Origin of the sequence: Streptomyces nigrescens (genome assembly GCF_027626975.1) — a bacterium.
GTDB lineage: Bacteria > Actinomycetota > Actinomycetes > Streptomycetales > Streptomycetaceae > Streptomyces > Streptomyces nigrescens.
In genome coordinates, this window is record NZ_CP114203.1 from 56781 (window position 1) to 70860 (window position 14080).

General features: G+C 67.0%; 13 protein-coding genes and 4 pseudogenes. 6 read left to right on the top strand and 11 right to left on the bottom strand.

Features of this window, described 5'->3' with window-relative positions; genetic code table 11:
- Positions 1–139 precede the first annotated feature (139 nt).
- Complete coding sequence (locus STRNI_RS00265) at positions 140–919, bottom strand: class I SAM-dependent methyltransferase (protein WP_277410270.1); 780 nt, start codon at positions 917–919, stop codon at positions 140–142.
- A gap of 203 nt (positions 920–1122) precedes the next feature.
- On the opposite strand from STRNI_RS00265, the pseudogene STRNI_RS00270 reads away from it, so the two are divergent.
- Positions 1123–1349 (top strand): annotated as a pseudogene (locus STRNI_RS00270) (IS701 family transposase); the annotation flags it as partial.
- A 34-nt stretch (positions 1350–1383) separates the two neighbouring features.
- On the opposite strand, the gene STRNI_RS00275 reads toward STRNI_RS00270, so the two are convergent.
- Both STRNI_RS00275 and STRNI_RS00280 read right to left on the bottom strand, forming a co-directional pair.
- Positions 1384–2204 (bottom strand): IS5 family transposase gene (locus tag STRNI_RS00275; RefSeq protein ID WP_266450633.1). Its coding sequence is split into 2 segments (ribosomal slippage): positions 1384–1841 and positions 1841–2204, totalling 822 coding nucleotides; the frame shifts between segments, so codons are not numbered across the junction.
- Between the two features lie 63 nt (positions 2205–2267).
- Positions 2268–2612 carry a hypothetical protein gene (locus tag STRNI_RS00280; RefSeq protein WP_277410271.1) on the bottom strand — a complete coding sequence of 115 codons (345 nt, stop codon included), beginning with the start codon at positions 2610–2612 and terminating at the stop codon, positions 2268–2270.
- A gap of 406 nt (positions 2613–3018) precedes the next feature.
- On the opposite strand from STRNI_RS00280, the gene STRNI_RS00285 reads away from it, so the two are divergent.
- The gene (locus STRNI_RS00285; RefSeq protein WP_277410272.1) at positions 3019–3255 is read left to right on the top strand and encodes a DUF397 domain-containing protein; all 237 of its coding nucleotides are present in this window, start codon (positions 3019–3021) and stop codon (positions 3253–3255) included.
- Between the two features lie 86 nt (positions 3256–3341).
- A complete protein-coding gene (locus tag STRNI_RS00290; RefSeq protein WP_277410273.1) occupies positions 3342–4292 on the top strand; it encodes a helix-turn-helix domain-containing protein in 951 nt (316 codons plus the stop codon).
- An 8-nt stretch (positions 4293–4300) separates the two neighbouring features.
- Here STRNI_RS00290 and STRNI_RS00295 read toward each other — a convergent pair whose 3' ends face one another.
- The 3 genes from STRNI_RS00295 to STRNI_RS00305 form a co-directional block, all read right to left on the bottom strand.
- A complete protein-coding gene (locus tag STRNI_RS00295) occupies positions 4301–5089 on the bottom strand; it encodes an SAM-dependent methyltransferase (protein WP_277413174.1) in 789 nt (262 codons plus the stop codon).
- Between the two features lie 214 nt (positions 5090–5303).
- Complete coding sequence (locus STRNI_RS00300; RefSeq protein ID WP_277410274.1) at positions 5304–5621, bottom strand: hypothetical protein; 318 nt, start codon at positions 5619–5621, stop codon at positions 5304–5306.
- 347 nt (positions 5622–5968) lie between these two features.
- On the bottom strand, positions 5969–6241 hold the full coding sequence (locus tag STRNI_RS00305; protein ID WP_109886422.1) for a hypothetical protein: 273 nt from the start codon (positions 6239–6241) through the stop codon (positions 5969–5971).
- A 722-nt stretch (positions 6242–6963) separates the two neighbouring features.
- On the opposite strand from STRNI_RS00305, the gene STRNI_RS00310 reads away from it, so the two are divergent.
- Positions 6964–7422, top strand: coding sequence for a hypothetical protein (locus tag STRNI_RS00310; RefSeq protein WP_277410275.1), 459 nt, complete (start codon positions 6964–6966; stop codon positions 7420–7422).
- A 75-nt stretch (positions 7423–7497) separates the two neighbouring features.
- Here the strand turns inward: STRNI_RS00310 and STRNI_RS00315 are convergent.
- Positions 7498–7614 (bottom strand): annotated as a pseudogene (locus tag STRNI_RS00315) (transporter); the annotation flags it as partial.
- Between the two features lie 124 nt (positions 7615–7738).
- Between STRNI_RS00315 and STRNI_RS00320 the strand changes: the two are divergent.
- Positions 7739–7906 (top strand): annotated as a pseudogene (locus tag STRNI_RS00320) (amidinotransferase); the annotation flags it as partial.
- A gap of 277 nt (positions 7907–8183) precedes the next feature.
- Here the strand turns inward: STRNI_RS00320 and STRNI_RS00325 are convergent.
- Both STRNI_RS00325 and STRNI_RS00330 read right to left on the bottom strand, forming a co-directional pair.
- Positions 8184–8315, bottom strand: a complete 132-nt coding sequence (locus STRNI_RS00325; protein ID WP_277410276.1) for a hypothetical protein — start codon at positions 8313–8315, stop codon at positions 8184–8186.
- Between the two features lie 124 nt (positions 8316–8439).
- Complete coding sequence (locus STRNI_RS00330; RefSeq protein WP_277410277.1) at positions 8440–9960, bottom strand: virginiamycin B lyase family protein; 1521 nt, start codon at positions 9958–9960, stop codon at positions 8440–8442.
- Positions 9961–10465: 505 nt separating this feature from the next.
- Between STRNI_RS00330 and STRNI_RS00335 the strand changes: the two are divergent.
- Positions 10466–10853: pseudogene (locus STRNI_RS00335) on the top strand (GNAT family N-acetyltransferase).
- 47 nt (positions 10854–10900) lie between these two features.
- Here STRNI_RS00335 and STRNI_RS41460 read toward each other — a convergent pair.
- Positions 10901–11053: a DUF7196 family protein gene (locus tag STRNI_RS41460; protein WP_420911223.1), complete on the bottom strand. Its 153-nt coding sequence runs from the start codon at positions 11051–11053 to the stop codon at positions 10901–10903.
- Between the two features lie 742 nt (positions 11054–11795).
- Complete coding sequence (locus STRNI_RS00340; protein WP_277410278.1) at positions 11796–13850, bottom strand: hypothetical protein; 2055 nt, start codon at positions 13848–13850, stop codon at positions 11796–11798.
- Between the last annotated feature and the right edge of the window lie 230 nt (positions 13851–14080).

Below are 14080 nucleotides of genomic sequence, written 5' to 3' on the forward strand. Positions count from 1 at the left end.
GGGCACGCGAGTTGGCGTTGGTCATCGCTGCCGCTCTCCGAGCGATGTGGACCGATTGTCAGCGCCAGACGAGGCTGCGGCTGAGCCGTCCTTGTAAGGCGGTGTGCGGCGTTTCATCGATCGTTGCCGACGTGATGCTTCACAGTCGCCGGACGCGCAGCACGCCGGTCAGCATCGGGAGGGTGAACTCGCAGTGGGCGGTCTCCGGCCTACTCGCGAGGAAAGCGCGGATCCGGCCCAGCGTGGCCTCTTGTTCCTGTTCTGGCATGACCAGCACCCCCGCGCGCGTCGCGATGGTCGCGACGAGAGAGCCGGCGGTGCGGCGCTGCCCATGCGGGAACTCGGCCTGCTCCGGTGAGCCGAACCGGGCGGCCACGCCAGTCTTTGGAAGATGCATGTTTGCCGTCTCGGCGCGCCAGCTGGCGGGCGTGTCGCGCGGGCCGATGGCCGCGCTCCCGCTGACCCGCGCGAGCGCGGAAACCCACTCGACCCGGTCGTCCATGACGTTCCACAGGCCGGCCAGGATGCCGCTTGGTGCGAGGACCCTGGCGATCTCGGATCCCGCGACGGCCATGTCGAACCAATGCATGGCGTTGCCGGCCAGCACGGCATCGACGGATGAGTCCGGCAGCGGGATCGCCTCGGCACTACCCGGCAGGGCACGGACAGCCGGCAGCGAGCGGCGCAGCTCGGTCAGCATCGCCGGGTCGGGCTCGACCGCAATGACGTCGACACCCAGCGCGACCAGCGTGGCGGTCAGCTTGCCGGTTCCGGCGCCGAGGTCGAGCACGCGCGGGCCGGGCGCGAGCTTGAGCGCCCAACGCACCGCGGCCTGCGCGTAGTCCGGACGGTGCTCGGCGTATGCGTCGGCCGCCGCGCCGAAAGACGAGGCGTGAAGCAGCCGTTCATCCTGGTCCATACGGTGACGCTATCCGTGCTGCTGGCGGTCGGCTACCCCGCCTCACCACTTCGGCGACGGCCACCCGATAGCGCTGGAGGGGCGGGTGTGGGCACGGCTGCCGCCACCGTTGATCATCGTGAGTTGTGTGGACTGTCGAGGAGATGGTGGCCGCAGGGCACCGCATAGATCCCGCTCGCTGGCGGGCGAGCTTCGAGGCCCTGATGGCACGGATCGCGGGCCGCTTCGCGCGGGTCGAACCACGGCGGCGGGCTGGGCGGTTGGTGCGGGGCTGCTCTCCGACCTGCCCCGCAAGAACTGCTGGACGATCGCCGAATGGGCCAGGGAAGTCACCCCGCACGGCATGCAGCACCTGCTGTGCCGGGCTTCTTGGGACGCCGACGCGGTGCGGGACGACGTCCGTGACTACGTCGTTGAGCACCTGGCCGACGAGCTTCACTTGGTGAGTCGCTGTCTAAGAGGAGCTAACAGAATGCTTGGACGCGTCGGTAGGTGATCACGCAGCAGGCCAGTTTGAGGAAGGCTTCGTGGATGTCGTCGCGGATCTCCCAACGGATCCGCAGTCGACGGAAGCCATGGATCCAGGCGTTCGTGCGCTCAACGACCCAGCGGACGGTGCCGAGTCCGGAACCATGCGGCATGCCGCGTCGCGCGATGACCGGCTTGATCCCACGTTTCCACAGCAGGCGGCGGTACTTGTCGAAGTCGTAGCCGCGGTCGGCGAACAGTTGCCGCGGCCGGTGACGAGGTCTGCCGGTGCGTCCCTTGACGTGGGGTATCGCGTCGAGCAGGGGTAGCAGCTGGGTGACATCGTGCCGGTTGCCGCCGGTGAGCCTGACAGCCAGCGGGGTGCCATGGGCATCAGTGATCACGTGGTGCTTCGAGCCCGGTCTGGAACGGTCGACCGGGCTCGGGCCGGTTTTGGGCCGCCCCGACGGGCCTGCCGGTGCGAGCCGTCGATCACCGCCCGCGACCAGTCCAGCTTCCCCGCCTGATGCAGCTCGGTCAGCAACACCTGGTGGAGCCTGTCCCACACCCCAGCCTCGTTCCAGTCCCGCAGCCGGCGCCAGCACGTCATCCCTGAGCCGAAGCCGAGCTCCTGCGGCAGCCACTCCCATTGGATACCGGTATGCAGCACGAACAGAATCCCCTGCAGACACCGCCGGTCGTCCAACGGCAGACGCCCAGCGTTGCGGGATCTGCGCTCACGCACTGGCAACAGAGGCTCGAACCGCCCCCACAAGTCATCCGTTACCACCCACGGCGGACGCTTCCCCTTCCCCATGACCTACCCAACGAGCCATCGCAGACCGAGGCATGGCCACACAGAGGCTTTCTGTTAGCTCCTCTAAGACCTCGTGTCTTTGGTGAGGCGCGGGTCGACCTGCGAGGTGATCGTCGCCAGTCGGTGCAAGCGCTTGTAGTAGCGAAGCTCTTCCTCGTCCATGAGGAGGGGCAGGACCGTGTCGAGTTCACTGATGCAGTCGCGCAGTATCCGGAGGCGCTTCGCGTCGAGGACCCCTCCGTTGCTGCGCCAGGTCGTCACGCAGCCGGCGATGTCCGCGTCCAGCATCACCAGGTCGCTGCCGTCCAGTTCCGCGCCGCGCAGTCCGGCGGGGAACTTCGCATCCAGGTGTTCCTGCCACAGACGGGCTACGACTTCGTACTCGCTCTCTTCGCTCACGGAGATCATCCTCCTTCACGCGCACTCGGCCCGGAGCGGTGGTCAAGTGGAGAGTCGGCGGTAGCAGATGAGAGCCGCAGCGATACCGGTGAAGGCGAGGAAGCCCTGCAAAAAATTCCATGGGAGCGCACAACCATTCACAGGGCTCCGAATACATGAGGCGGTCTTCAGCCATTTCGGAGTGCATCACCTTGACCCGCCAGTAGGCATACTAATGCTTTCCATCTTTCCGAGAACACCCATTCGAGGGACGCCGGACGCGGCGATCTCCCTCTAGGATTTCATCCGTTCTCACAGCTCATGCAAATTGCATGGCGGCGCGAAAACGGGATGGAGTGAGTGACGGAACGGGGGAGGCCGGCAGCGTCCGATCGCGGCTGACTGGCAACGTCAGCAATGGGAAGGCGGGTTCACGATGATCGGGGTACACAACGGCATGGCGTCCGGTTCGGTGCCGGGCGCAGCTTGGGTGAAGGCGTCCGCGTGTGACGCGCTCAACTCTTGCGTGGAGGTTGCGAGGGTCGGTGAAAACGAGATCGCGATGCAGAACTCGCGATTCCCCGACGGCCCCGCACTCGTGTTCACGCGCGACGAGATTGTGGCATTCTTCGGCGGGGTCCTGAACGGCGATTTCGACAGCATGACTGTCTGAAAGTCATCGGCCAAGGTTTGCCTTTGGCCAACGGAGTGCTATTTCCTGGCGCGGGCGGGAGGTACCTGTCCGCGCTAGGAGTGTTCATGTCAGGTCGAATTTTGGCTTTGGTGGGTGGACATGGGCAAGCGCCCCCGTCTACCCCGGAGGCGGCGGCCAAGCTCGTCGGCGCCCTGCTGCGGCACCTGCGCGACGAGAAGAAGCTCGATCAGCGCGAGGTCGTCGAGGCGGTTCCGGAGTTCAATTCGATCTCCACGCTCAGTCGCTACGAGAACGCCAATACCCCGCTCAAGCCGGAGAACGTCACCGCGCTCCTGCGCTTCTACGAGGCACCGGAGGACGTCTTCCGGGACGCCGAGGCGCTCTTGCAGTGGCGTGCGGACCAGCGCTGGTGGTCCGCGTTCTCCGACGTCGCAGACCACACCCTGACATCCCTGTTCGCGCTGGAATCCACCTCGAAGGTGGTCCAGGTGTACCAGGAGAACAACGTCCCCGGGATGCTTCAGACCGCGGGCTACGCCCGGGCCTTGATGGACGACTACGCCCAAGCGCAGGTCGACCCCGAGAAGCGGCGCGAGGCTTTCGCAGCCATCGAGCGCCGCCTGCAGATGCGGATGCGCCGGCAGCATCTCCTCGACCAGCCACAAGCCCCCCTCTTCCGGGCCCTGATCGCGGAATGGGTACTGGACAAGCAGTTGGGCGGCGTCATGGTCATGCGGGAGCAGCTGAGGTACCTGTTGAACGTGGCGGAGAACAAGCCGAACGTGCACATCCGGATCCTGCCCGGAAGCGCGCTGCGGAAGGGCTCGCCGCTGCACCCGGCGATAACCCTGTTCAAGCCCTGGGAGGGCGCGGAGAACCGTTCGGTCTACCTGGAGAACAAGAACGTCAGCGGCGAACTCCTCACCGACATGGGGCAGATCGAGACGTTCATGGCGTCGATGGACTACTGGTGGCAGCAGGCTTTGCCCAAGACAGCAACAATGGAGCGCATCCAGCACTACATCGACCAGCTCGTCAGCGGGGCACCCAAGTAATCTGCACGTCACCCGATGCGGGCGACGCCACCGTACTCGATCCACTCCTCAGACCGCTGCCGGGGCGCGATGTCGCTGTCGGGGTGCCAGCGCGAGACTTCGACCGGCTCGGATTCCTCCAAGAAGTCCAGGCCCTCGAAGAAGCGCTGGACCTCGCTCTTCGATCGGACCTGCCCCCAGGAGTCATCGGTGATCTCGCACATGAAGTCGGTGATGCTATCGCGGAGTTCCGCGTCGTCACTGGCGAGCTGAGAAATGACCAGATAGCTGCCACGCGGTAGCTGCTCGACAACGTTCCGCACGAGGCACCAGGGGTCGTCCTTGTCGGGAATGCAGTGAAGGACCGAGACGAAGAGGGCCGCGACCGGCTTGTCGTCGCGCAGCAGTCGCCGGACCGCGCGGCTGTTGAAGATGCCGGTGGTGTTGCGCATGTCGGCTTCCAGGACGGCCGTCGTGGTCGGGTCCTCCGCCAACATCATCTCCCCGTGGGCCAGGACGACAGGGTCGTTGTCGATGTACACAACCTCGCTGGTGGGATCGACCTCCTGGGCGACCTGGTGCACGTTGGGCCGTGTCGGCAGCCCCGATCCGTGGTCGAGGAATCGGCGTACCCCGTGCTCCTGTGCGAGGTAGCGCACGGCTCTCACCAGAAACGCGCGGTTGACCAGGGCGAGTTCACGGGTGCTGGGGGCGAGGCGGAGTAATTCCGCACAGGCGTCCCGGTCGACTTGGTAGTTGTCCGTGCCGCCGAGAAGGTGGTCGTACATTCTGGCAACGCTGGGCTTGCTGAGATCGATGATGAGCCGCTCCCCACACTCTCGGGCGCACACGTCCCCGTAGACGCTGCGTGTCTCCGACAGCAGAGGCCCCATGCTAAGAGGGCCAGTTGAGCCAGGGCTACCCGCCTCCCCCAACGAGGCATGCCATTTGATGGCATTTCAAGCAGCGGTGTAGCTCATCGAGCTCCGGCGCACATTGCGCCTCTGACCAGGGCATTCGCCAGCAGCATATTCACCAGGCGCGGCTGGGGAGCAGTGCCAGCAGGGCACGGTGTCGGAGCATCTCGAAGTTGGCCGGCGTCATGCCCATCGCATGGCCGGCCTCCAGGGGCGAGAGGCCGAGCTTGTACCGCAGAACCAGTGCGTCGGCCTCGTTGCGATCGAGCAGGCGATGCAGTCCGCTCTCGGTGCGGCGCTCGCCGACTCGGCGGGAGAGAAGATTCCAGGCGTATGCCGCTGGAGAGCAAGTGCGCAGTGCGGCGTCCCACCGATCGCCGAGCTCGTGCAGCACGGCCCGGGCGACGGTGGTGCCGATGCGGGCGGATCCCACCGTGACAGCGGAGAAGCTCTGGTAGACGGCCCACTGATCGCGACAGAAGGCGGAGTAGGAGACCGGCAGCCGCCTCGGCAGTGGCGGGGATCGGAGGGGCCGCGCCGGTCGTCGAGTTCGGCGTCAGCGCGCCGCCCGCATGGACTGTTGCGCATCAGCATGACGCTCCTCCTCACTGAGTTGAGGATTGGGCAAGGAAGGGCAGAGGCGGGCAGCCGGCGTTAGGGCCAATGCGCAACAGCACTACGGCTGCGGGCCGCCGCTCAGGGACGCCGGAAGGAGGTGCCGGCGGGTAGGCCCTCGCCCGCAAATGGCGGGCGAGGGCGAAGTTTCCGCAGCGACGGCCCTCAGACAGTGCGGCGGCGTACCTTCAGATAGACGATGCAGCTGCGGTCGGAGACAGCGGCGGCCACCATGCCGACGAGGACTTCCACCGAAAGAGGCTGCTGGCGGACCGCAGCAGCCGCGAGAACGCCGATGAGCAGAACAGAACTGAACCGGAGCGTCAGCAGAAGAACGCTCGAAATCCCGGTTTGTACGACGGCGGACAGCGGAATGCTAATCTCTGGCGCTGCTGGAAGGATACCTGCGAGCTTCCGGCGGACGACGTGCTGAATCAATGTTCGCGCTCCTCGGTGCGTTGTTGAGAAGGCACGAGGGAGAGGGCCTCGAGTTGGTTGACGTCAGCCTCGGGGTCCTCTTTCGTGCCGTCTCGGACGCTAGTCGCACAATCCACTTGCCGGCGCCGTTGACCTCCGTGAAAACGGAGCCGGGCACTCCTGATCGTACGGGGGCAACTCGCGGCGTTGACAGCGATTAAGCGCATGAACACCCACGATGGGAAGTAGGTGCGCAACATTCTCAACGAGGTCGATCGAAACTGATCAGCGCATCCTGCAAACCCCGTGCGCATCATGCGAGTTGCACCACTCATTTGGGTGAAAAGGGAACTCTCGGAGCCGGAGCCCTTGCAATTCGCAGCCACACGCTCCCTGGCCCGGCTCGTGGGCGAAACCCCCGGCGCGCCGGGTGGCGCTTCGGTAGACGCTTGCAGCAGCCGGACCGGGCCCACGCTCCTGGCAGCACATTTCTCTACGAGAGGACCGCGCACCCGCCAGCAGCGGACTCCTCCAACGCTCCTCTGCCACGGCCGGGAGGCACCGTCGACCACCCAAAGCGGCGATCGAGTACCCGGCCCACGCGGACCGGTTGCGTGGCGTGGAGGTTGCCACCAATGACCCCGATGCCGACCCTACTGGGATGCCCTGCTCGTCGCCCACGGGGTCAACTGCTACAGCCAGGCACGTGCCCTGACCCAGATGGCGATCGAAGAGGATGGGAAATGAGCGAAGACGCCGACAGCTTCCGAACCATGTTCATCTTCAGCCCGCCCGAAGGCACTCCCCAGGGATGGGGCCTCACCTTCCCCTCCTTCGCCGACGCCTTGCGCGCGAAGGAGCCCGAGGCGGTCGTGGAGTCGTGGAGCGGGCAGTACACAGGAGAGACGCTCTCCTTCCAGTTCCGCACATCCAGCGGCGAGATCAACGAAGGGATGATGGGAGTCGAACCGAACGGCGTAGCCATCGAGGACTGCACCGCCGCCGAAGCGGCCGACTTCGTCAGCTGGCTCCAGCAAGCCATCGTGCCGGCCGATAGCGGGCTCATGGTGAACATCCGCGAAGGCGTGGAGTGGGAGTTGCCACTGGTGGAACTCCGTAGCGGGACGCTGGCCGAGCTGGAACAGTGTCTGGTCGAACACGTTGACCAAGTCCTCCGGCATGAGGAGGAGCAGCTCGGTTAGCCAGCAGTACCTCCCACCACCTGCCGGTCCAGCCGCTACAAGGCTCTTCCGCCCATTCGGCCAGAGGAGAAGCTCCTACGCCGCGGCGTAGCTGAGGCGGAACAGGTCCTGGGCACGTTCCAGGTCTCGGTTCGTGCGCAGCTGCAGCTCCAGGTCGCCCGTGCCGTGGTAGCCGAGCCCTGTCACGTCCCGGGGAAGCCGGGTGCGGCAGCCGTCATTGGTTTGGTGACGAGATCATCGAGACCCCGATGGCATGGCCGTGCCGATATTTCGAGACCTTCTCCTACCGGGCGATCCTCAAGGACTACTTCCGGCGCGGGTGATCGCCGAGCGGCATCACACCGACATACTGTGCTCCCTCGAACGATGGGGGTTCGAGCCAATTCCATGTGACCTGCTGCACTATGCGCCGTTCGGGAGCTCATTCCACTGCGCGACACTCGATATCCGGCGTCGCGGCACGCTGGAATCCTATTTCTCTTGATCGGCTTGCCCGTCGTAAGGTGCCCGGCGGCATTCCGCCAGTTGCCCGGGCGCAGGCACCGCCCCTTACTCGGCGAGCAGGTGATTGAAGAAGGACCGGTAATGGCGCAGCGCCATGCGCAAGCCCTCGGTGTCGACTTGCTCGCCGTGATTCCACTGTTCTTCCAGCGCCTTCTTGTAGTCTGCGAACGTCGTGGCAAGGCCCTGCAGCCTTCCATGACGGGAGTGAACGTGGCCGGGCAGGGGCGATTGCGCCCTGCCCGGCCCGCGGTTTCGGATCAGGCGGCGACCGGGTCGGCGACGCCGTAACCGGCCTCGACGATGGCAGAGCGCAGGCCCGCCACGCCTTCGGTCCGCCAGCGACGGACCCACTTGGGGGCCGTGATTCGCTGGTTCCGTGCATCGCGCAAGGCGGAGGATCGTCCCGTACTGGGCGTATAGGGACGATCCGACAACGCGGCGTGGGGCACTCCCAGCGTTAGCTGAGAGGTGCGGTGCCAGGCGTCGCAGGCCCACGGAGCTCGAGAGACACCTCTAGGGGGTCAGGACCTCCCCGTGGGCGCTGGAGGCCAGCAGGGTACCCGTGCCGGCGAAGAAGGCGTCGTAGCCGCCGTTGGCGAGGATGAGCGGGAAGGTGAGCGTCTCGTCCAGCTTGGCGGTGCCTTGGGCGTTGGTGGTGGCGGTGCCCAGGACGTGGGTGCCGGTTTTGAAGGTGATGGTCTGTCCGGGCACGGGCAGGCCGGTGACCAGGTCCTTCAGCGTGGCGGTCAGGAACGGGAAGTACACCTGCGGCGGGAACAGCTTCGCCAGCGCCGGGGTCGCGGTCAGCGAGGTGGCGTGGCTGGGCGAGACGTAGGTGAAGCCGTTCACCAGGCTGGCGCAGCCGCCGTCGGTGGTGACGGTGACGGTCGCCGGGCCGAGCGCGCCGGGTGGGGTGAAGGCGTGGATCGCGGTGCCGCCGGGGTTGACGTTGACGCCGGTGGCGGGGTTGCCGCCGATGGTGACAGTGGCGCCGGTGAGGTTGGTGCCGAGGAGGGTCACCGGCGTTCCGCCGGTGGTGGACCCCTGGTTGGGGCTGATGCTGGTCAGCGTGGGGAACGGCGGGATGACGCTCACGTCGTCCGAACCCTGGTTGGCGACGTAGATCTTGCCGTTGGGTGCGACCGCGACAGCGAACGGGTTGGCGCCGACGGGGATGGGGGTGCAGACGACTGCGTTGGTGTTGGTGTCGACCACCGTCACGTCGTTCGACTGGTAGTCGGCCACGTAGGCCTTGCCGTTGAGGGCGACCGCCAGCCCTGTCGGGCCGGTGCTGACGGGGATGGGGGCGCCCACGACGGTGTTGGTGGCGGTGTTGATCACCGTCACATTGTTCGACGAGAAGGCGGACACATAGGCGTTGCCGTTGGGGGCGATCGCCACGCCGTCCGGGCCGGTGCCGACGGGGATGCTGGGGACGAGGACGGTGTTGGTGGCGGTGTTGATCACCGTCACGTCGTTCGAGGACATGTTGGTGACGTAGGCGTTGCCGTTGGGGGCGACCGCCACAGCGTAGGGGGAATTACCGACGAAGATGGGGCCGCCCACGACGGTGTCCATTGCGGTGCTGATCACGGTCACGGTGTTGTCGCTCAGGTTGGTGACGTAGGCGTTGCCGTTGGGGGCGATCGCCACCCCGATCGGTGTGATGCCGACGGGGATAGGCACGCCCACCACGGTGTTGGTGGCGGTGTTGATCACCGTCACGTTGTTCGAGGCACTGTTGACGACGTAGGCCTTGCCGTTGGGGGCGACCGCCACCCCGACCGGGGCGGCGCCGACGGGGATAGGCACGCCCACCACGGTGTCCGTGGCAGTGTTGATCACGGTCACGTCGTTCGACACGTAGTTGGCCACGTAGGCGTTGCCGTTGGCGGCGACCGCGACCCCGACCGGCTGGTCGCCCACCGAGATCGTCGTCAGTGCCAGAATCCCGATCGGCGCTGCCGTCCGGGCCGCGGGGAGGGCGGTGGCCGAAAGCAGCCCCGGCAGCCCCGGCTGAAAGTTCGTACTCATGCTGACCCCTTCGGGTAGGGGCCGCCCTTGGCCTGCCAGGCAGGCCGGGGCGTCGGCACAGACCCGCAGATCCTCTCCGGGGTATCACGGCAACAGAACACGCCGTCAAACACAGCGGGCTGTCCACCCCGAGGAGGGTATGGGCAGCCCATCGGTTCGTTCCTCCTTGGGATGCCCGCCCCCGGGCCGGCGAAACACCCAACGCAGTTGTCGTACTAGGGCATTCGCGGGGGGGGACGCCGAGCGCAGGGTCCCAGGAACCATGGGCGCGTACGTCTCGTGGGAGGTCCGCCGGGGCCGAAGAGGCTGCAATGCATCTTCGTGTGCGACCACCCTGCGGGACCGGCCGCACATCATCCGGTCCCGACGTGGGGCGGTTGGACTGTCTTCGCGAAGGTTGTGCGTCACCCGAGTACCCGGGAAACAACTTCATGAGCGAAGCGCTACGGGAAGGGCAAGCTGCGGCTGGGACCTACCAGCTGAGGCGATTGCGGAGCTGCGGGCCATGGTGATGCGCCCGGACCTGGAGCGGTTGGGCCGGTTCGACGAGCGGGTCCGGCAGCGGCTGCGGGATTCCTTCTCCCCGCGGCACACCTCCGTCATCTCGGCTGGGGAGCCTTCGCGGGCTGCGTCATCTTGCGGCTGGCCGAGGACGGGCAGCGGCTGGAGCATTTCTATCTCGCCCCAAGTGCCGGGGGTGGGGTCTCGGTTCGGCCGTCCTTCGCACGCTGCTGGAGCGGACCGATGCCGACGGCCTGCTCATCCGTCTGAACGTCCTCCAGGGCAGCGCCGCCAGGTAGCTGTACGCGCACCACGGTTTCACGGTGAAGGTGCAGGACCTGATCGAAATCTACATGGTGCGACTGCCGGGCGCGGGCGCCCTCGGAACGTGAAGAGAGCAACGGGCCTTCAGGGGATGCGTTTACGGGCCGTGCCGGCATCACGGGGTGAGGATAGTGATCGTTCTGACGCCGCCTGCTCGTTGGTTCGCGGCCTCGGCCTCTTGACAGGTGACGTAGTGACGAATGGTGCCGTCGGGCAGGTTCAATTGGTAGCCGACGTGGTCTGAGGGACTCCCCCGCCGCAATTGCATGGCATGGCGGTGGCCCTTTCGCGTTTCGGGTCTTCGGCGCCCGGGAGGCGCGGCTCAACAGGCAGGCAGGAAGGCGCTGGTGGTCAGTCCAGCCACCGTGAAGCCACTCCCGCCAGGTAGGAGAGCGTCAGAGCGGTCGCCGGCCCCTGGAACCATGGAGAGCCGCCCAAGCAAGAGGCGTACAAGGCTGTGGGCATGGCGACCCAAATGCTCGTGCACCATCCGCAGCTGACCAGATATGCGGCTCGGGAGTCGTCACCGAAGTGAGCGCCGATCCATGATCTGAACCCCGCCGCCAGCGTGTCCTTGGTGATGAAACGGGTGACGCGGCACGTGACGCCGAGGGCAAGAAGGAATGCGGCAAGGCTCATGGAAACCATCCACTCTCCGACGGGTTCAATACGGGGTGGTGCGGGCTCGGCGGGAACCCGGGCGATACCGGATACGTCTGACCGGCCACCTGGCGGCTCCACGCGGAGCCTTGGGACCGCACTCCGCGCGGAGCCTTGGGGCTGCGAGAGCCGATCTGCTGTCCCGGGACCGACAGGCGGAGGGAATCATCGGCCCCGGGCCTCACCCATGAGCCGTCCACGCGCCGACAGCCGGGGTTGGTCCACCAGTAAGTTTGGGGGGGCTGTCCCCCGTCCTTCCACGAGGGACAGCCCTTGAGGGCAGGCCGCTTACCGGACGGCCCTCAGGTCGGCGCCCGTCACGCTGCCCCGGCCGAGCGGGCGCCGACCGGTCACACCGGCGGGAAGCAGGGCGCCAGAGTGCCGGTCGCCTGGATCGTGGCGCCACCGACGGTGGCGGTCGCCGTGTAGCTGCTGGCGCTGATCTGGAGCAGGGACAGACCGGCGTTGAGGGTGGCGACCCCGGCGGCGTTGGTCACCGCCGTGCCCACCGGCAGGCCCGAGACGTAGAAGGTGACCGTGACTCCCGCTTGCGCTGGCGTGAGGGTGGCCGTCAACGTCGTCGTGAACAGGTGCGGAATCGGGAGGGGCAGGTTGACCCGCCAGCAGGCGGGTGACGCCTGCAAGGTGGGGCTCGTCGGCCCGCTCACGGTGATGGTGAGGGGGAGGGAGACGACGCCGGTGCACGCACAGGCGCCTCCGGCCGGCGCGGTGACCGTGGCGGTGACCGTGGAGGTCCCGGCGGTGTTGAAGGTCAGCGAACCGGTCGCGATACCGGCCGCGTTGGTGGTGACCGTCACGGGGGCCGCACCACCGTTGAAGGTGACCGAGGCACCCGCGACCGGCAGACCGTTGCAGGTCACCAGGGCGGTTACGGACGTCGGCTGGCCGACGATCACCGGCCCGGTCACCGGCTGGATCACCACCAGACAGGACGGCTGCGCGCCCACGGTGATGGTGAGGGGGGCGGAGACGACACCGGTGCACGTGCACGCGGAGCCGGCCGGCCCAGTGACCGTGGCGGTCACCGTGGAGGTCCCGGCGGTGTTGAAGGTCAGCGAACCGGTCGCGATACCGGCCGCGTTGGTGGTGACCGTCACCGGAGCCGCACCACCGTTGAAGGTGACCGAGGCACCCGCGACCGGCAGACCGTTGCAGGTCACCAGGGCGGTTACGGACGTCGGCTGGCCGACGATCACCGGCCCGGTCACCGGCTGGATCACCACCAGACAGGACGGCTGCGCGCCCACGGTGATGGTGACGGGGGCGGAGACGACACCGGTGCACGTGCACGCGGAGCCGGCCGGCCCAGTGACCGTGGCGGTCACCGTGGAGGTCCCAGCAGTGTTGAAGGTCAGCGAACCGGTCGCGATACCGGCCGCGTTGGTGGTGACCGTCACCGGAGCCGCACCACCGTTGAAGGTGACCGAGGCACCCGCGACCGGCAGACCATTGCACAGCACCACAGCGGTCACGGACGTCGGCTGACCGACCACCGTCGGCCCGGCCGGCAGCAGCAGCACCTGGCAGGACGGCTGCGCGCCCACGGTGATGGTGACGGGGGCGGAGACGACACCGGTGCACGTGCACGCGGAGCCGGCCGGTGCGGTGACCGTGGCGGTGACCGTGGAGGTCCCAGCAGTGTTGAAGGTCAGCGAACCGGTCGCGATACCGGCCGCGTTGGTGGTGACCGTCACCGGAGCCGCACCACCGTTGAAGGTGACCGAGGCACCCGCGACCGGCAGACCGTTGCAGGTCACCACAGTGGTCACGGACGTTGGCTGACCGACGATCACCGGCCCCACCACCGGTTGGACCACCACCGAGCAGGTAGGCAGGGGCGGCACGATGACGGTGATGGGCGCCAGCGTGCAGGCGGGGCAGGTCCCGGCGGCCGGAGTGAAGCTGACGCCCACTGTCTGGCCTGGTGTCAGTGCCACGCCCAGGCTGGTCGGCACCACGACGCCGTTGATCACGGTCGCGGTGACCGTGGCCCCGCCGGGCAGGGTGTAGGTCAGTGTTCCGTTGATGGAAGTGAGGCCACCGACACAGGTGATGACGGTGGTGGCGGTCGTGATCCCGCCGACCGGCGTGGTCAGCGTCGTGGTCAGCGTTCCGGCCGGCGCCGGGGTGACGGTCACCGTGCCGTTCTCAGCGCCCACGACGGCGCTTGCGGCGTCGAGGTACACCACGGAAACCGTCTGGGCTCCGGACCCGACGGCCGTGAACGTGGCCGGCCCGGCCGCACCGGCGACCACGGGCAGCGTCTGTGCGGGCGCGCCGTCGTAGGTGAAGACGGCTTGCGTGGCCGTCACGGGGGCGCCGGTGACGCTGACGATGAATGGCTGACACGCCGCGACCGTGCTGGGAACGATGATTACTGCCATGGAGATGCCCCTTGAGGAGAATTGGGTATGGGGCTGCCACGGCGGCTACGACACAGGGCGCAGCTCGCGAGTCCACCTGCCAGGGTGCCCAAAAGCGCAACAACGACCCGTCAAAAGATCGCTGCTCGACTCCCCGACAGAGGATGGGCACCCCACAATCGGTACGACTATTAGAGCCACGGCGGTGGCTCCGGGCCATACCTGCTTCCCGGATTCCCCCGTACGGCAGA

Bases quoted from the DNA above. Each gene is read 5' to 3' on its own strand.
- STRNI_RS00265 (WP_277410270.1), bottom strand. From the start codon at position 919: ATGGACCAGGATGAACGGCTGCTTCACGCCTCGTCTTTCGGCGCGGCG.
- STRNI_RS00280 (WP_277410271.1), bottom strand. From the start codon at position 2,612: ATGATCTCCGTGAGCGAAGAGAGCGAGTACGAAGTCGTAGCCCGTCTG.
- STRNI_RS00285 (WP_277410272.1), top strand. From the start codon at position 3,019: ATGATCGGGGTACACAACGGCATGGCGTCCGGTTCGGTGCCGGGCGCA.
- STRNI_RS00290 (WP_277410273.1), top strand. From the start codon at position 3,342: ATGTCAGGTCGAATTTTGGCTTTGGTGGGTGGACATGGGCAAGCGCCC.
- STRNI_RS00310 (WP_277410275.1), top strand. From the start codon at position 6,964: ATGAGCGAAGACGCCGACAGCTTCCGAACCATGTTCATCTTCAGCCCG.
- STRNI_RS00330 (WP_277410277.1), bottom strand. From the start codon at position 9,960: ATGAGTACGAACTTTCAGCCGGGGCTGCCGGGGCTGCTTTCGGCCACC.
- STRNI_RS41460 (WP_420911223.1), bottom strand. From the start codon at position 11,053: ATGCAATTGCGGCGGGGGAGTCCCTCAGACCACGTCGGCTACCAATTG.
- STRNI_RS00340 (WP_277410278.1), bottom strand. From the start codon at position 13,850: ATGGCAGTAATCATCGTTCCCAGCACGGTCGCGGCGTGTCAGCCATTC.